This is a genomic window from Candidatus Latescibacterota bacterium, from assembly GCA_019038625.1.
Taxonomy (GTDB): Bacteria; Krumholzibacteriota; Krumholzibacteriia; order Krumholzibacteriales; family Krumholzibacteriaceae; genus JAGLYV01.
In genome coordinates this window covers 36,837-54,545 of sequence record JAHOYU010000110.1, presented here as the reverse complement: position 1 = coordinate 54,545, position 17,709 = coordinate 36,837, and the positions used below count along the sequence as shown (strand labels likewise).

Sequence of the window (17,709 nt, the reverse complement as noted above, 5' to 3'; positions counted from 1 at the left end):
CATGTCTGGAGAAGCCGCGGGAGTATTCTGCCCCCTGGAATGCTTCCATGATCCGAAAGATGAGTTCAAAGGGTGCCTGAGACAATCAAGACCGGGAGTCTGTCGGCAAAAAGCATACCGCGAGTCGTAGGTATCACTCTACCATTCTCAACGGTGACCAGGGCCCCGGCCAATAGCTTCTCCATCACTTCTTTACCCCCTTTTCCGCTCTGGATATCATCGAGGTCGTTACCGCGAAGTGTCCGGAATCCAAAATAGATCCTCTCGAGTCGTAACTGTTCTTTCGAGAGATCCTCCTTCCCCTCTACTGGAGATTCCCCATTCAGGACCATGCTGGAATAGAGATCAAGATCACGGTGATTCCACCATCTCGATCTCCCGTCGAAAGAATGTGCAGAGGGACCCAGGCCGAGATACGGAGTATGGTCCCAGTATCTGGAATTGTGTCCTGAAATATTTTTTTCACCAAGAGCAAAATTCGAGACCTCATAATGCAGATATCCTCTAGATCTGAGGAATTCAGAGGCCAGGGCAAACATGTCATGCTGAATATCTTCGCCGGGAGAAATGATCGAACCCTCTTTCAGCATCCGCCCCATCGAAGTCCCCTGCTCGATCGTCATCTGATAACAGGAGATGTGGGAGGGCCTCATCCCCGCCGCTCTTTCGAGCGCATCTCTCCAGTCATCCATTGTCTGCCCATGAAATCCGAATATCAGGTCGATCCCGAGATTTTCGAAGCCGGCACCTGATGCCATTTCGATGGCCGAGACAGAGGATGACCCATCATGCCTGCGCCCGAGAAACTTCAGATGCCGATCATCGAAGGACTGTATACCGAGGCTGATCCGGTTCACACCTGCCCTATTCCAGGCATCCAGCAGAGAGATCTCGATGTCATCCGGATTTACTTCAATAGTTATCTCGGCTGTTTCCGGTATGTGAAAGGACAATCGAACTTTTTCGAGTATTTCGGCCAGGGCCTCTCCCTCGATAAGAGACGGGGTGCCCCCACCCAGGTAGATCGTGTCAAAAGAAGTGAAACGATCCCTGTACATCTCCATCTCACCGATCAACAGCTCCGGATAACCGGCCAGCGAATCGTTGCATGTTATCGAATAGAAATCACAGTAGGGACATTTCGTCTTACAGAAAGGGATATGGATATAGAGGCCTGCCGAACCATCAATCTTCATTGGTCTTGAGGACCGCCACGAAGGCGTCCTGGGGAATCATCACTCTGCCGACCGATTTCATTCGTTTCTTGCCCTTGGCCTGTTTCTCCAGGAGCTTTCTCTTTCTCGAGATATCACCACCGTAACATTTTGCGGTGACATCCTTTCGCATGGCCGATATCGTCGATCTGGCTATTATCTTTCCCCCCACGGCAGCCTGGATCGCGATCTTGAACATATGTCTCGGAATCTCTTCTCTGAGACGGTCACACATCAGTTTCGCTTTTGTCCTGGCTCTCTCCTTATGGACAATAATCGAGAGTGCGTCTACCCTCTCGCTGTTAACAAGGATATCGACCTTGATCAGGTCGTCCTGCCGATAGTCGAGAAGATCGTAATCGAACGATCCGTATCCCTGAGTGATCGTCTTGAGCTTGTCATAAAAATCATGGATGACCTCGGCGAGCGGCATCTCGAAAAAGACCTCTATCCTGCCGGCTGTTGGATAATGAAAATGGGAGTTGACTCCCCTTCTGGCCAGACAGAGCTGCATCACGGCTCCCATGTATTTTTCAGGTATCATGATGGTCGCCTTGATATATGGCTCCATGGCTTTCGCTATCATGGCCGGGTCCGGATAGTATTCGGGGTTGTCGACTTCCACTTCCTCTCCATTAGCGAGGACGAACTTGTATTCCACGCTCGGAGCAGTCATGATTATTGCCTGGTTGAATTCCCTGTCCAGTCTCTCCTGGAACACTTCGAGGTGCAGCATCCCAAGGAATCCACACCTGAATCCGTGCCCCAGAGCAGCTGATGAATCTCTCTGGTAGGTCAGTGACGCGTCATTGAGTTTATATTTTTCCAGAGCATCTGCCAGGGCCGCGTTATCGTCAGAATCAATCGGATAGATAGAAGAGAATACTACGGGCTTTACTTCCTTGAAACCGGCCAGAGCGGGAGGCATCGGATCCTCGTCGAAGACCACCGTATCACCTATCCTTGTATCACTGACCGTCTTGATCCCGGCGATGATATATCCGACCTCACCAGCGCTCAGACTCTTTCTCTTTTCCATATCGATCTTGAAGACGCCTACTTCCTCCACCTTATGTGTCGTCCCAAGTGACATCAGTCTGATTGTATCACCAGTTTTGACCGATCCATCTACTACGCGGCAGCTGATGACTGCTCCACGAAACGCATCGTATTGCGCGTCGAATATCAGGGCACGAAGAGGTAAATTCGGATCGCCTGAGGGGTCAGGGATCTGCTCGACAATAGCTTCCATGACATCCTCCACACCAAAACCCGTCTTGGCGCTGCACAGGATAGCCTTGTCGGAATCGAGGCCCAGCTCCACCTCGATCATCTCTTTCGCCCGCTCCGGGTCGGCGGATGGAAGGTCGATTTTGTTGATAACGGGAATGATGGTCAAGTCGTGTTCCAGCGCGAGATATAGATTGGCCATGGTCTGGGCTTCCACTCCCTGGCTGGCATCGACAAGAAGAAGGACTCCCTCACATGACGCAAGCGCCCTTGATACCTCGTATGAGAAATCGACATGCCCCGGAGTATCGATAAGGTTCAGGATAAAATCCTCCCCCGACCTGCTGCGGTACGGCAGGCATACTGTCTGGCTCTTGATCGTTATCCCGCGCTCACGCTCGATATCCATCGTATCAAGCATCTGGTTCTTGAATCTTCTCTCATCGACCAGGTGAGAATTCTGGATCAGCCTGTCAGCCAGAGTGGATTTGCCATGGTCTATATGGGCTGTAATGCTGAAATTCTTTATTCGTACCAATCGACACTCCTGCCCCGTTCCAGAGCCTTTCCTTAAAATGATGTTTCCGGCCCCTGAGAGAACATGATCACTCTATACAGGGACCCGACAACCCGCAATCTAATAGTTTGCGCGCCTCCTGTAAAGAAGTTCCCCGACATTCATATTTCTCTGAAATAAAGGAAGGCCCGGCCGCATGATACAGATTCATGTGCCGGGCCCTTATTCAATCTGCCGGATATTTTCTTAGTTTCCGGCCATCATTGCGGCTATATCACCCTCGACATCACCGATCGGCTTGATATCGAAGTTGTCTACCAGGACTTTCGCTACGCCCGGGGACAGGAATGCGGGAAGCGTCGGTCCAAGGCGGATCCCCTTGAATCCAAGGTAGAGCAGTGCGAGAAGGACCGTTACGGCCTTCTGCTCGTACCATGCTATATCAAACGACAATGGCAACTCGTTGATATCCTCGAAACCGAATACCTCTTTGAGTTTCAAAGCGATAACGGCGAGAGAATAACTGTCGTTACACTGTCCGGCATCCAGGACCCTGGGTATACCGCCGATGTCGCCGAGTTCCAGCTTGTTGTAGCGGTACTTGGCACAACCGGCCGTCAGGATCACGGTGTCCGAAGGAAGTGCTTCGGCCACGTCTGTGAAGTAGGACCTGCCCTTCTGCCGTCCGTCACATCCGGCCATTACTACAAATCTCTTTATGGCACCGCTTTTGACTGCATCTACGACCTTGTCAGCAAGGGCCAGAACCTGGTTGTGGGCGAATCCGCCCGTTATCGAACCGGTCTCGATCTCGACGGGAGCCTCGCTCTTCAGGGCCAGCTCTATCAGCGCGCTGAAATCTTTCTCTCCACCTTCTGCTCTGTCAGCAATATGCGTGAGGCCAGGGTATCCGGCAGCACCCGTAGTGAATATCCTGTCCCTGTATGAATCCTTTACAGTTATGATACAGTTTGTCGTCATCAGAATAGGTCCATTGAACGACTCGAACTCGGATGCCTGCTTCCACCAGGAGCCACCATAATTCCCGACCAGATGATCATACTTCTTGAATTCGGGATAATAGTGAGCGGGAAGCATCTCGCCATGAGTATAGATGTCGATCCCTTTTCCTTCAGTCTGACGCAGAAGCTCCTCAAAATCCTTCAGGTCATGTCCCGATACGAGGATCCCCGGCTTCGAGCCTGTGCCGATATCGACTTTTGTGATCTCGGGAGACCCGTATGCGGTCGTGTTGGCCTTGTCCAGAAGAGCCATCGTATCGACGGCCACCTTTCCTGTTTCCATGACCATACCGACCATCTCATCAAGGGGCAGCTCTTTCGTCGTAGAAACGAGAGCCTTGAAGATAAACTTGTATATCTCGTCGCTTTCATGACCCAGTACGAGGGCATGATGAGAGTAGGCCGCCAGGCCTTTGAGTCCGTAAATGGCAAGTTCCCTGAGAGACCTTGCGTCCTCGTTCTCGGTGGCAAGGACCCCCGCCTCTTTACTTCTTTCAAGAAGGTCCTCACCGGGAGCCGGATCCCAGGTAGCACTATCGTGAAGAGTGCCGCTGATCTCGCCGCCATATTTCGTGGCGAGTCCGCGCTTCATCTCCAGGCCTTCCCTGATCACTGCTTCGATGGCTGGATCGTCAAAGTTCGTGTTGGTGACTGTGACGAAGAGGGCATGAGCGACGTATCGGCCGATATCGGTGATATTGTCGCCTTTTTCCGCAGCTATCTGAGCGTAGATCGATAATCCTTTTGTCGTATAGACCAGCAGGTCCTGAAGATTGGCTGTAGATTCTTTTTTTCCACAGACACCACTTACCATACATCCTTCATTCTTTGCCGTTTCCTGACACTGAAAACAGAACATTCCCATCCTTCTCTCCTTTCGAGGCATTACCCCGGCAATCAATTACAGATCATGATGCTATTTAATATTATCTATGGGAGTTTTGCCTTGACCTGGGTCAAGTATATCGCTTTTCTTTAACAAAAGTAACTTTATTTTTATAAAAGGGTTAACCGTGCAGATGAGTTCGAGGATAAGAGACGCGGAGATATTCAGGGGCCTTGATGAGGAAATCCTTGCCGAGATCGAGAATTCAGGTGTCATAAGGAAATTCGAAAAGGGTGACTTCATTTTCTTCGAGGGCCGGCCCGGTGACGAACTGTTCATACTCCTCGAAGGCCGCATCAAGCTGACCAAGACCTCTGCCGATGGCAGAGAGATCACGGTAAAATTCCTCGAACCCCCCGAGAACTTCGCGGAGATCGTCCTTTTTGAATCTAACCGATATCCCACGAACGCGCAGGCCATAGCTGATTCCTCGATCTTCTGTATGACCCGGGGGATGCTCATGCGAATGCTCGAAAAACCTGAATTTAGAAACAGCTTCATCGCGATGCTGATGAAGAAACAGCGATACCTTGCCGAACGGATCCTCTACCTCACCTCTTATGATGTAGAAGCGAGATTTTTCATGTTCCTTTCCGAAAATTACGGGATCCACGAAAAATACAAGATAGAACTCTCGAAAAAGGACATCGCATCATCGATCGGAACCATTCCAGAGACTTTTTCCCGCCTTATAACGCGTCTTAAGGAAAAAGGCTTTATCGCCTGGGAAAAAGACCATCTTACCCTGACCGAAGGATTCTGGGATAAACGCGGCAACGAGTACCATTGATCTCTTCCCCCTCCCTTCAAATAAATGGAAACATAGCAGCCCGACAGTACGTATCAATACCTGGAGGCTGAGAATAGAAAGGCCGGGTTGCAAGTCCACATAGTCAGTTCCATTGCTGCTTTAAGCTTGTAACTACCCGGCCATTCTGAGAGAATCCTCATTGAGCAGGAAGTGTTCGCAGCGACCGGGCTCAGCACACGTTTTTTCAATAATGAGTATGTCATCGTAAGGTCCTTCGAGATTCTGGAGGTATCCAAATGAGCAGGAAGAACAAAAAACCATCGATCGTACCGGGACTGATCCTGATCATCATCGGATTAATCGCGGTACTAAGCAACTTCGGGACAATCGATCTCGACTGGGAGGTCATGTGGACATACATGGTCCTTCTGCTCGGCCTTGTCTTCTGGGTGGGCTTTATATTCGACCGAAGCAAGGAAGGCCTGATAATGCCGGGGACGATACTTCTGACTTACGGGATGATATTCAACCTCAGTGCCCGGTACGACTGGAGCTGGATGGGAGGACTGTGGCCCTTTTTCATCCTTGGTCCTGCCTTTGGATTTTTCGCGATGTACATCTTCGGCAAGAGAGAGCGGGGTTTGCTGGTGCCGGCCGTCATACTGACGATCGTCGGGATGATCTTCCTCCTGCAGAGTTTTTACTTCATTAAATATATCTGGCCCCTGTTTGTAGTAGGGATCGGTGTCATGCTATTGATGAGGAGAAATAAATCAGAGACCGGGCCGCCCGAAAATGACGAATGGCAGTCTGGAGGTAAGGAATGAAAAAGGGAATAAGTAACAAAAGAATAGGGATAATCCTGATTATCATCGGGTTTTTATTCATTATCAACAATTTCAATATCTTCGACCTGGGTGACTCTCTCTGGAAACTATCCCCTCTTCTTCTGGTCTGGTGGGGATTCCATCTGTTGAGAAAAAGAGGAAGACACACAAAGACCGAGGGTGACTTCCAGGTATTCGGCGATACTTCGACCACTACGTCTTCGCCTTTCATCAGGCACTCGAGCGCATTCGGCGACATCAGCGTAAAGATCGACAACGAAGAGTTTTCGGGAGGAAATATCAGCAGCGTATTCGGAAAAATATCTCTCGACCTTCAGGATATCAAAAGGATAGGAAGTTATGGACAGCTGGACCTGCACTCGGTCTTCGGAGATATCTCGATAAGGGTACCCGCCAATCTCGCCTTCGAGATAGACGGCAGCACCCTGTTCGGATCGATCACTACCTATGACGGCAACAAAGTCAGAGATGGAAGTTACAGATCGCCTGAATGCGACGGATCTGACCGCATACTTCGGCTGAAACCCTCGCTGGTCTTCGGTGATATGGAGATAGTACGCTGAAGATCGGTGTTATAATCAGGTAGCAGTCGTCCCTGATCAATGCAGGATTACTGCTTTTACCGATTTCGTCTCGCCTCCAGCTTTCAGTCTGATGAAATAGACTCCGCTGGAAAGGTCCGATCCGGCGTCGTTCCTTCCGTTCCAGATGTACAGATACCTGTCAGCATCCACACGGTCGTTTATCAGTAGAGCAAGTTCCCTTCCCGTGACATCATGCACGGATAACCTTACATCCATCTCACGCGGGATCTCGAAGGTGACTCTTGTAAAAGAGGAGAACGGATTGGGATAGTTCTGGTGAAGGACAAGGTCGGCGGCGGGCGCCAGTCCATATCCAGCCAGTTCGGCCACAGCCGAAAGAGCCGTCCTCGCCACATCTGCTATATAGTCCATATTGACGAATTCGAAAAGATCGGAACAATTATGATAATGAGGATTATCCCTGTATCCGCTTTCGATGATACATGCCACGGGCATGTCCACCACTTCCTTGAAAGAAAGCTGGTCACTGGTCGGCTGGTTATGCGTCATCCGGTAAGACCAGTCAAGCGTGTACTGCAGAGTATAGTCCTCTGAGCAGCGGAGAAGGATCCCGGCCAGCGTAGAGTCCTGCGAATCCTCGACCGCTCCGAGAAGGGCGGTCCCTGTCCCGCCGTAATCGTTGCCGACCATATCCAGATTTATCAGAGCGTCATAAATCGCATGCGTATCAGCCTCCGCGGCGAAAGCGGAACTGCCGATGAGCCCCAGCTCTTCTCCATCGAAGAGGACGAATTCGACCGTCCTGTCTAGCCAGGCATCTGACAGGATCCTGGCACATTCGAGGACACAGGCGGTCCCGCTGGCATTGTCATCGGCGCCGGGAGCACAGACCAGAGGGTCCGTTTCCCTGTTGATAGAATCATAGTGCCCGCACAGAACGACTCTGTGCTCCGGTTCTTTCATCCCCTCCTTTCGGAAAACGATATTCGAACCACGAATAGTATCGGCGACGATGTATGACCTGCAATCTTCCACAGCAGGCCATCCCGGCTCGACTCTCAGTATCTCGTTACCACCTGCTGTCCACATTCCACCACCGGAGTCCATAGAGAATCTCCAGACAGGCTCAGTACCGATGCATCCGTTCTCCAGTGAAACCCAGGACGCGCCGCCGTCTTCGCTGATCCAGACCTCTCCACCACCTCCCGATGCGACAACGTTTATCGAATCGATCATCTCCACGCATCTCAGCTCTGCCGGATGGGCGGTCTCGTCCCAGGTCGTCCCTCCGTCCGAAGTATAAAACACCACCCCTGACCCGACTATCACGCCATGGACCTCATCCACAAAATCGATATCAGTCAGGCGCGCCATCGCTGGACTCAAACTGGTCGAGGACCAGCTAAAACCGCGATCGGTGCTTTCGAAAAGATAACCGGCATCTGTGACGATCAAATAATGAAAGGGACCAAGAGCCGTCGAACCGTTGATGTTGTACGGTAAGGGTATAGCCTCGGTCCACCAACTCTCCCCTCCATCACTCGTATTGAGGAAGGCCCCATGGTCTCCCGCGGCAAAACCCCATTGCTCGTCCCAGAAACTGATCGTGTTCAGAGAAGAAAAGTCGGTTTCACCGCCGTCCTTCTTCATCTCCCAGGTCACTCCGCCGTCATCTGAAGAGAAAATCTTTCCCCACCCACCTCCTATGGCCTTGCAAGCGGCCCACAGTCGCCCACCTCCCGACAGCACCAGCTCGTTCACCCTGCCATCTAACCCTGACAACCTGTCGAAACTGGACCAGCCGTTATCGCGTAAAGAGATGAATATATCGCCATCCATCGACCCCACCCACACAGTATCTGCTCCGGGGGAAACTGCGATCCCGGTGAGATCGGGACGGTCGACCTTCAGTATGAAACTGTGTATGAAAGGTGAATATCCGTAACTTGTGGCCAGGTCCATCAGGTAGTCTGTAGCTATCGCCTTTTGAGGTGAAAAAGCGTACCGGGTGTTAATGGACACCAGGCCATCGCCAGTGTCGATCGGATCTTCACCACTCAGACATTTTATTATTTCCGCGATATTCCCGCTGTCGATCCTGCCGGTAAGCTGGCAGATCGTACAGGACTGCCCTTTTAGTCCTGAAGACAGAAAAATGAACGCGATGAGATGAATGACGAAGATCCGGACCGGCAGCTGAAAAGCATCTGGCCTGGAAAATTTTAAAATTAATCCTTTAAAAATAGTAGCCATGTGACTAATATACCCTTTGGCCTGATCTGGCGCAATCGTGGAGGCAGGCCGTAGCGGCTCTTATGGGGAATCAATCATAATCGGAGGGGCAAAACACTTGCCTGGATATATAGATCATTTCGGAATCAGTGACGAGGACACAGAAAAAGTACTGTCTACCGCTATGTCACGCGGATGTGATTTCAGTGACCTTTTCTTCGAACATTCCATAGAAAACATCATCACTATGGAAGAAGGAATAGTCAAAGAAGGAATCAAATCGGTATCCATGGGGGTCGGGATCAGGTGCGTAAAGGGCGAGGGTACAGGTTACGCGTATACAGAGGAACTCTCTCTCGACAAGATGCAGAAAGCGGCTCTCACAGCTGCCGCGATAGCCGATTCGGGGAGAACAACACCTCCTGCTTCATATCATGAGATCGAACACAAAGATTATTATCCACTCGACCGACTCACCACAGACGAACCGCTTGACAGAAAAACCGGCTGGATCGAACAGGCTGAAAAGGCCGCGAGGAACAGCGATCCCAGCATAGTAAAGGTATCCGTCACTCTCGCGGACAGCATGAGGACCATAAGACTGATCACATCGGACGGCCACTCCCTGAGAGACGTCAGGCCCATGACGCGGATATCTGTTTCCGCGATCGGAGAACGAAACGGTAATCGCCAGGTGGGTATATCGAGTGGTGGCGGAAGGATCGGACCTGAGTACTTCACCAAAAAGACCCCGACCGAACATGGTTCGGAAGCGGCCAGACAGGCCCTTCTTCTGCTTGAAGCAATCGATGCCCCTGCCGGTCAGATGGAGCTCATACTGGCACCGGCCGAATCAGGTATCCTTCTTCACGAATCTGTCGGGCACCCGCTCGAAGCGGACTTTATCCGGAAAAAGACATCGGCCTATACCGGCCGTGTAGGCGACAAGGTCGCGAGTGATCTTGTCACCGTAATAGATGATGGTACAATCATGCACGATCGCGGTTCCCTGAATTTCGACGATGAGGGTGTTCTTACCGAACCGACCGTCCTTATAGAGAAAGGTATCCTGAAGGGCTTCATGCAGGACAGGATAAGCGCCAGTTTCTTCAATACTTCACCGACCGGAAACGGCCGCAGGGAAAGCTACAGGTACCCCCCCATGCCACGCATGACCGTCACATACCTCGCCAACGGAGAAACCGACCCCGGCGAGATATTCAGATCTACAAAAAAAGGGATCTACTGCAAGTCTTTCAAGGGCGGGCAGGTCGATATCTCCAACGGCGATTTCGTGTTCGTCCCGATCGAGGCTTACCTGGTCGAAAACGGAAAAATCACCGTGCCTGTGAAAAACCTGACGCTGACAGGAAACGGGCCCGAAGTCCTTTCGAGGGTGACTCATGTGGGCAATGATTTTGCGTTCAGTGATGGCAGGTGGACATGTGGCAAGGGACAATCTGTTCCTGTGGGAGTGGGACTTCCCACGATTAAGATCTCAAGTATCACGGTCGGAGGCAGCGAACTGGGCTGACAAATAACGGAGTGACCGGACATGAATATGGATGAGATGAAAACACTGGCCCTGGATGCCGTAAAAACGACTATCGGGGAGGGCGCAGAGACCGCTGAGGTCACCGTTTCCGGACAGGATCGGTTCAGCGTTACGGTACGAAACGAACGCACGGACAATCTCACGGAATCCGTTTCGAGCCGCATCTCGATCACCCTTTCTGTGGGAAAGAGGAAATCCTCTATCACTACAAGTGATCTTTCCTCTGAAAATATCAGAAAAATGATCGGGGAAGCTGTGGAACTCTCTTCGGTAATGGACAGGGATGAATATTTCAGCCTGCCGGATCCGGAGGAGACCGGCGTCGCTGGAGAGATCCAGGGCCTTTTCGATCTTGAGGCCGCAGGAATACCTGCAGACGAGAAGATATCCATCGCAATGGCCCTCGAAAAGGCGGCATGCGAAATGGACAAGAGGATCATTTCCGACGGCGCATCATATTCATCAGGAATATATTCTCTGGTCTTCGCGAATTCATCGGGGTTCTGCGAGGGATACAAGCAGACATGGTTTTCCACAGACATTTCCTGCGCTGCCGAAGACACGGCTCAGGACGGTGAAAACACCGCGAGGAAACAATCTTCCTTCTGGTTTTCAACTTCCTGTGACAGGGCCGGCCTGGATCCGATAGAAAATACAGCAAGTATTGCCGTCAAACGTACCCTGCGAAAACTTGGAGCCATCAAACCGAAGACCTGCAGCGTTCCTGTCATCTTCGATCAGGTATCAGCCAGAAAATTCCTGGGCTGCATAGCTTCGGCAGTCAATGGCGGAAACATATACAAACGCTCGTCGTTCCTGGCCGACATGCTGGGCAAAGAGATATCTTCACCTCTTGTGACGATCATAGACGACCCGTTGATGCCAGGCAGACTCGGCAGCAGACCTTTTGATGCTGAAGGCGTGAGAAGTAAAAAAAACACGGTAGTCGAGAACGGTGTCCTCAAAAGCTATCTTCTCAGTAGCTATCAGGCCCGTAAACTCTCGATGAAGACAACGGGAAGCTCGGGAGGTATTTCGAATTTTTATATGGTCCCGGGAAAGCGTACGCTTGACGAGATCATATCCAGTATCGACGAAGGCCTCTTTCTGACGGCCCTGTCGGGACCGGGAGCAAACTGGTCGAGTGGTGATTTTTCCCAGGGAGCCCAGGGCATCTGGATCTCAGACGGAAAACTCACTCATCCGGTGACCGAATTCACAATTGCCGGCACCTTCAGCGAAATGCTCTCGAAAATCAGCATGGTCGAAGACAGCCTCGACTGGAAGTCGACTGTCGCCTCTCCCGCTTTCAAGATCGACCGGATGACGATCAGCGGCAGCTGAGTAACGGTCACTATCTGAGTAACACCATCTTTTTCGTGAACAGATCCTTCCCCGCTCTCAACCTGTAGAAATAGACACCGGACGAAACCCTGTTTCCTCTGATATCGGTTCCATTCCACACGACTTCATGGTTTCCTCGCAGCTGAATCCCCTCCTCAAGGACAGCTATCCGTCGTCCGGACACATCATATACGGTCAGCTCGACGCTCAAGTCCGCCGCCAGTACATAGGCTATGGTCGTAACAGGATTAAACGGATTCGGATAGTTCTGACGGACGATATTCACTCCCGCCCCGATACTCAGTGGCGCCGTTTCGAAAAGTAGTTTTAAACCTTCTGACCCTGTCACCGAGACCCTGTATCTATATTCCACACCGGGCTCGATATCTCTGTCTCTGACAATAAAAGTCTCCTCCGTAGATTCCTCCGGCCCGATATCGAGAAGTCCGAAGATAGTTTCTCCGGATGCCTGCCTGGAGATAGTGAACACCATTTCCGGCTCACTTTCATTCATCGTCCAGACGATCTCTATCATGTCACTCCGAGAGTCAGCTGTAAACCCGGCCAGCGAGGTGGCCAGATAATGTCCTTCTCTGTCAATCCGCTGACTATAGATGTCAGAGTCGCCGTCCCACTGTTCCCAGGTGACAAGCGCCCCTCCGGCATCATCGGTAATTATCTCGGGAATACGTTGATCATCCGGAAGTGAGACAACGGCCTGACCACCGGTTTCCCATAATATCAGGCCGGCAATATCGACACGTTGAACGTAGATATCATAGTCGTCACCGCGGCCGTCCTGCCATACGACGATGATATCGCCCCCGGAACTCATCTCCATCCTCGGATTCAGCTGATGCCCAACAGCTCCGCAGACCAGGTTGCCTCCGGCAGACCATAGAAGATCTCCTTCCGGCCCGATTCTCTGCGCGTAAAGATCAGAGTCATCATCTCTCGCGTCCACCCAGACGACGATTATACCGCCATCATTGATACGGACCGCCTGGGGAAACCATTTTTCTCCTTCACTGACTGAAACATGCACTCCTTCCGGATCCCAGAGCAGGTCGCCGTTACCGTCCAGTTTTTGAGAATAAATGTCCCTCTGGCCGTTGCGAAGATCTTCCCAGACGACCATGCACCCTCCCGCAGCATCCCCGAGTATCACCGGAAAACTGTTTGCAACGCCCGGAGGACAGACAGCGACTCCGGACTGGCCCCACATTCGCTGACCGGCTGCACTTATGCGCTGAGCCATTATTATGCCGGCCGAAGCATCCCCTGCTACCCACATGGCGATCATGCCCCCACTCCCGTCATCGACGATGACCGGAAGAAATAGTCCTGACTCGTCGGACAGTTCTATCCCACCATATGTCCATTGTGATTCTCCAGAGCCATTCACCTTCTGAACCCTGATCACACTCGTTTCATCGAGCCCTCTCTGCCATGCCAGCAGAACACCCCCCTGACCATCGGGACAGATTGCCGGGTAGTAATCATTCCCTGAACTTGTGGATACCTGGATACCCGGGCCTGACCAGACGGGGACTCCCCCGCTATCCACCCTCTGGACAAAGATGTCGATGAGACCGGCTCGATGATCCGTCCACGCGAGGATCGCTCCTCCCGATCCATCAGAAACAGCCTGCCGGAAGAATTCCCTGTCGGCTTGCTCCGTACACACAGCTATCCCGTTCGGAGTCCACTGCGTGTCACCGCCTCCATCGATCTTCTGTATATAAATGTCGCCACTGCCCGAGCGGTAATCCTGCCATATCATGAGAGCGTTATCTGCGTCTCCCCTGACTATTGTCGGATACCACTGGTTACCGGTCGCGGTACATACAGAGCGTCCCGTTTCGTTCCACGCTCCCTGTGATGGCACGGTGGAAAGGACGAGAAGAACAGGTGTCAGTATGCAAATTATTCCTGCGGAATAAATAATTCTAAATGTCATCTACGCTCACCTTGCGAATGAGCTGCTGCCGTGATGGATCGGAGCAATCCATGTTCCATAAACAGTTGCAGACCCCTTCCAATAAATACTGACCGGAGAAGGGTCTTTAATGCGGGACCTTTGTATGGTAATATCCTCACCTGACAGGTCCGCATGAGGAATGATCGAGAATCAGATGGAACAGTCAGCAACGGATGTTTCAAACTGTTTTTTTCAATGCGGAAAACTGAAATGCTGTCATGGAGTTTTATCAGACTGTCTGTTTTTATTGCTTATTGCGATTTTCCTGCTCTGCTGCCCTTATGAGGGCAGTTTACCTGAAGGGAGTAAGATGAGCGTCAAAACAACTTTTATCGGTGCTGTAAGGGAAGTGACAGGATCGAATCACTTGATCACAACGGAATCATCAAAAGTGATCATCGACTGTGGACTCTTCCAGGGCCGCAGAAAAGATTTTTATTCCAAGAACTCGACTTTCCCGTACGACCCCGCTACACTTGACGCGTGCATCCTCTCCCATGCTCATATAGATCACAGCGGAAATATTCCTAACCTGGTCAAACAGGGATTCGATTCACGGATAGTGACCACAGATGCTACGAGGGACCTCTGCTCGAAGATGCTTCCAGACAGTGGACACATCCAGGAAGAAAGTATCAAATACGTCAACAAGGTCCACAAAAAGAAAGGACTACCTCCAGCAGATCCCATTTATACGCGTCAGGATGCTGAAGACTCTCTTCAGTTTTTTTCCGGCCACCCCTACGAACAGAAGGTCAGGGTGACCGACGATATCTCTGTGACATTCTATGACGCCGGCCATGTCCTTGGCTCCGCGAACCCCCTTATCGAGATCGAAAAGGATGGCCGGACGATCCGTGTCGCCTATGCGGTGGATCTCGGGAGAAAGGATATGCCGATCCTGAACGATCCGGAGACCCCACCTGATATCGACTATCTGTTCCTGGAAAGCACCTACGGGGGAAGGCTCCATGATTCGGTCGACACGACCAAGAACCGTCTCGCTGAAGTGATAACTGATACTGTCAACAGAGGTGGTAAAGTCATCATCCCCTCGTTCGCGCTTGAGCGGACACAGGAGATAGCATACTATCTCAACCAGCTCCTTCAGGAAGACAGGATCCCCAGCATCCCGATCTACGTGGACAGTCCCCTGGCAGTGAACGTGACAGAGGTCTTCATCAGGCACCCGGAGTGCTATGACGAGGAGATGTACGATGCTTTCCGTTCTGGGCAGGACCCGCTGGGAACGAACAGGATCGAATATATAAGGGATGTGGAAAGATCAAAGAGCCTCAATCAGGAAAACAGGCCGATGATAATCATATCAGCCTCGGGGATGTGCGAAGCAGGCCGTATAGTCCATCATCTGAAAAACAATATCGGCGACCCGAAGAACACTGTGATGGTGATCGGTTACATGGCAAAAAATACCCTTGGCAGAAGAATCGTAGAAAAGCATGAGAAGGTGAAAATCTTCGGAGAAGAGCGGGCACTGAGAGCAAAAGTGGAAATAATGAACTCCTTTTCCGCACATGCCGACCGGGACGATCTTCTGAACTACGCTCTGCCTCTCAAAGGCTCGGTAAAAAAGATCTTTATAGTCCACGGAGAGGAAGACCAGTCACAGAAACTCTACGACCTTCTCAAGAGCAAAGGGCTACCTGTCTTCCTCCCGGAGACAGGGGACGAGATAGAACTTGTTTGACCACTGACAGGTATCAGAGACTTGCCGCCAAGCCTGTCGGCAAGTCCTCCTGGTTGGAGATCCTGGCCAATCGATCTATCGTCAGATAAACCTCTGATCGATGGAACTCTTCTTGCAATTTCCAGTCATGACTAAAGTCACAAGCCGAACAATCGAGATAACTGCGTATCATTTGTTCTGTTACGCATATGGCGTATGGAAAGGCCGGGATACTATAAATAGTATTCTCTCATATTGCAACATGTCACGTTCATCTGTTGCAGAGAGGCAAAGAAGTTGATCATCTTACCTGTAGGCACCAAAAGCACTCTGGCCCTTAAACCGAAGGTCACGATCTCACTCATTGTCATCTGTATAGTTGTGCATATGCTGACAAGTATGACCGGCGGCGATATCCACGCCGACCTCTTCAAAGTCGAACGGGAGATCTACCATGTACAGGTCCACCTGTTCCTTCTCGAAAACGATGAGTTCTATCTTGAAAACGGGTATATAGACAATCTCCAGGAAATGGCGATGGACGGTATCGCTGGTTCAAGCGACTATGCCGACCTGGAATCCAATATATTTACAGCGATGGGAAATTCATATTCCTGTTTTAAGGATCTCGAAAATTTTGGAAATACTCTGTACAAACGCGACGCGTCTTTCTACAAAGGTGAGCCTGTCAGACAGGAACTGCTCGCAGAATGGAAGAGTATTCAGAAAAAGGAAGAAAGTGTCCTAAACAGGATCCCTTCGTTTGCCCTGGGTCTGGTTCCCAGAAATATGAACAGGTTCTGGACCTTCATCACTCATCTCTTTCTCCATGGAGACATTTGGCATCTGCTCGGTAACATGCTCTTTCTCTGGGTTGTAGGATGCCTTCTCGAAGACACCTGGGGCCGCGGACCGTTCCTGGCCTTTTATCTATGTGGGGGCATGTTTGCCGGTCTTGCTCACAGCCTGCAGGATACTTCCTCGGGGATGCCTCTCATCGGAGCTTCAGGAGCGATTGCTGCCGCGATGGGAGCATTTACAGTCCGTCATTTTATGACAAAGATCAAATTCTTCTATTTTTTCATGTTCCTGTTCCGGCCGTTATGGGGGACCTTTCACCTCCCCGCGTTCGTCTTTCTTCCCTTCTGGTTCATACAACAGGTCGCCCTCAAATCGATGTCCGATTTCGTGGGGGGTTCGAACGTAGCCTACCTTGCTCATATAATGGGATACCTGGCCGGCATAGTAACGGCACTCGTTTTCCAAGCAACGGGACTGGAAGAAAAGATCATAGATCCCCTGGTAAAAAAGAAACAGGTTCAGGAGGGAGTATTAAAAGATCCGAGGTTCGACGAAGCCTGCGACAGCATCCGACAGGGCAGCGTGGAACGAGCAAAGATCCTCTTTTCCCAGCTTATCAGTGAAAACCCTGAAAACTTCGATCTCGCCCGTGACATAGCTATGATCTACCGTGAAGCAGGTATCGAAAATGACTCTCTGTCCATAAATCAGCTGACACTGAAGAGCCTGCTGCTCAAAAGCAGGATGGATGAAGCAACCGAACTGGCACTGGATATGATCCGTGTTCAGAATGATAAGGCGGTAAACCCGCAGCTGCTGCTCAAGGTCGGAAAACACCTGCAGAGCACTGGCAGGTATGGTGAAGCTCACGACATATACAGCTCGATCATTAAGATCAATGCGTCTCCTACCCTGAGCGCCAAAGCCTCGATCTCACTGGCAAAACTACTGACCTCCGGATTGAACAACATCAACGATGCCATCAACACACTTGATCACGCGTTGACCCTGAATATCGATCCGGCGCTGAAATCGACGATCTCGGAGATGAAGAGCTCGATGGAGAGCCTTGCGGGAAGCCCCTGCGAAATATAGT

12 protein-coding genes are annotated in these 17,709 nt (G+C 51.0%); 7 read left to right on the top strand and 5 right to left on the bottom strand.

Translation table 11 applies throughout. From position 1 onward, the window contains the following. Window positions 1–65: 65 nt before the first annotated feature. The 3 genes from hemW to hcp form a co-directional block, all read right to left on the bottom strand. Window positions 66–1,196: a radical SAM family heme chaperone HemW gene (hemW, locus tag KOO63_08650; protein ID MBU8921875.1), complete on the bottom strand. Its 1,131-nt coding sequence runs from the start codon at window positions 1,194–1,196 to the stop codon at window positions 66–68. Further along, window positions 1,186–2,982, bottom strand: coding sequence for a translation elongation factor 4 (gene lepA / locus KOO63_08645; protein ID MBU8921874.1), 1,797 nt, complete (start codon window positions 2,980–2,982; stop codon window positions 1,186–1,188). Before lepA ends, hemW begins: the two co-directional genes overlap by 11 nt. 225 nt (window positions 2,983–3,207) lie before the next feature. Further along, window positions 3,208–4,842, bottom strand: a complete 1,635-nt coding sequence (gene hcp, locus KOO63_08640; protein MBU8921873.1) for a hydroxylamine reductase — start codon at window positions 4,840–4,842, stop codon at window positions 3,208–3,210. A 160-nt stretch (window positions 4,843–5,002) separates the two neighbouring features. Here hcp and KOO63_08635 point away from each other — a divergent pair, with 160 nt between their 5' ends. The 3 genes from KOO63_08635 (at window position 5,003) to KOO63_08625 (ending at window position 7,031) form a co-directional block, all read left to right on the top strand. Continuing rightward, window positions 5,003–5,659 carry a Crp/Fnr family transcriptional regulator gene (locus KOO63_08635; protein ID MBU8921872.1) on the top strand — a complete coding sequence of 219 codons (657 nt, stop codon included), beginning with the start codon at window positions 5,003–5,005 and terminating at the stop codon, window positions 5,657–5,659. 257 nt (window positions 5,660–5,916) lie between these two features. Then, a complete protein-coding gene (locus KOO63_08630; protein ID MBU8921871.1) occupies window positions 5,917–6,447 on the top strand; it encodes a hypothetical protein in 531 nt (176 codons plus the stop codon). Continuing rightward, complete coding sequence (locus tag KOO63_08625) at window positions 6,444–7,031, top strand: cell wall-active antibiotics response protein (protein MBU8921870.1); 588 nt, start codon at window positions 6,444–6,446, stop codon at window positions 7,029–7,031. Before KOO63_08630 ends, KOO63_08625 begins: the two co-directional genes overlap by 4 nt. A 36-nt stretch (window positions 7,032–7,067) precedes the next feature. Here KOO63_08625 and KOO63_08620 read toward each other — a convergent pair whose 3' ends face one another. Beyond that, window positions 7,068–9,266: a M20/M25/M40 family metallo-hydrolase gene (locus KOO63_08620; GenBank protein ID MBU8921869.1), complete on the bottom strand. Its 2,199-nt coding sequence runs from the start codon at window positions 9,264–9,266 to the stop codon at window positions 7,068–7,070. Window positions 9,267–9,363: 97 nt separating this feature from the next. On the opposite strand from KOO63_08620, the gene KOO63_08615 reads away from it, so the two are divergent. Together KOO63_08615 and KOO63_08610 are read left to right on the top strand one after the other, a co-directional pair. Beyond that, entirely contained in the window at window positions 9,364–10,779 is a 1,416-nt protein-coding gene (locus tag KOO63_08615; protein ID MBU8921868.1) for a TldD/PmbA family protein, read from the top strand. Window positions 10,780–10,806: 27 nt separating this feature from the next. Then, window positions 10,807–12,144 (top strand): TldD/PmbA family protein, encoded by a 1,338-nt coding sequence (locus tag KOO63_08610; GenBank protein ID MBU8921867.1) that lies wholly within the window; start codon window positions 10,807–10,809, stop codon window positions 12,142–12,144. A 10-nt stretch (window positions 12,145–12,154) separates the two neighbouring features. Here KOO63_08610 and KOO63_08605 read toward each other — a convergent pair whose 3' ends face one another. After that, window positions 12,155–14,104: a T9SS type A sorting domain-containing protein gene (locus tag KOO63_08605; protein MBU8921866.1), complete on the bottom strand. Its 1,950-nt coding sequence runs from the start codon at window positions 14,102–14,104 to the stop codon at window positions 12,155–12,157. Between the two features lie 331 nt (window positions 14,105–14,435). Here KOO63_08605 and KOO63_08600 point away from each other — a divergent pair, with 331 nt between their 5' ends. Both KOO63_08600 and KOO63_08595 read left to right on the top strand, forming a co-directional pair. Continuing rightward, on the top strand, window positions 14,436–15,833 hold the full coding sequence (locus tag KOO63_08600; protein ID MBU8921865.1) for an MBL fold metallo-hydrolase: 1,398 nt from the start codon (window positions 14,436–14,438) through the stop codon (window positions 15,831–15,833). 276 nt (window positions 15,834–16,109) lie between these two features. Then, window positions 16,110–17,708, top strand: coding sequence for a rhomboid family intramembrane serine protease (locus KOO63_08595; protein MBU8921864.1), 1,599 nt, complete (start codon window positions 16,110–16,112; stop codon window positions 17,706–17,708). The last annotated feature ends 1 nt before the right edge of the window (window position 17,709 follow it).

Coding starts and splice junctions, on each gene's coding strand:
- hemW (MBU8921875.1), bottom strand. CDS start 1,196: ATGAAGATTGATGGTTCGGCAGGCCTCTATATCCATATCCCTTTCTGT.
- hcp (MBU8921873.1), bottom strand. CDS start 4,842: ATGTTCTGTTTTCAGTGTCAGGAAACGGCAAAGAATGAAGGATGTATG.
- KOO63_08635 (MBU8921872.1), top strand. CDS start 5,003: ATGAGTTCGAGGATAAGAGACGCGGAGATATTCAGGGGCCTTGATGAG.
- KOO63_08630 (MBU8921871.1), top strand. CDS start 5,917: ATGAGCAGGAAGAACAAAAAACCATCGATCGTACCGGGACTGATCCTG.
- KOO63_08625 (MBU8921870.1), top strand. CDS start 6,444: ATGAAAAAGGGAATAAGTAACAAAAGAATAGGGATAATCCTGATTATC.
- KOO63_08620 (MBU8921869.1), bottom strand. CDS start 9,266: ATGGCTACTATTTTTAAAGGATTAATTTTAAAATTTTCCAGGCCAGAT.
- KOO63_08610 (MBU8921867.1), top strand. CDS start 10,807: ATGGATGAGATGAAAACACTGGCCCTGGATGCCGTAAAAACGACTATC.
- KOO63_08605 (MBU8921866.1), bottom strand. CDS start 14,104: ATGACATTTAGAATTATTTATTCCGCAGGAATAATTTGCATACTGACA.
- KOO63_08600 (MBU8921865.1), top strand. CDS start 14,436: ATGAGCGTCAAAACAACTTTTATCGGTGCTGTAAGGGAAGTGACAGGA.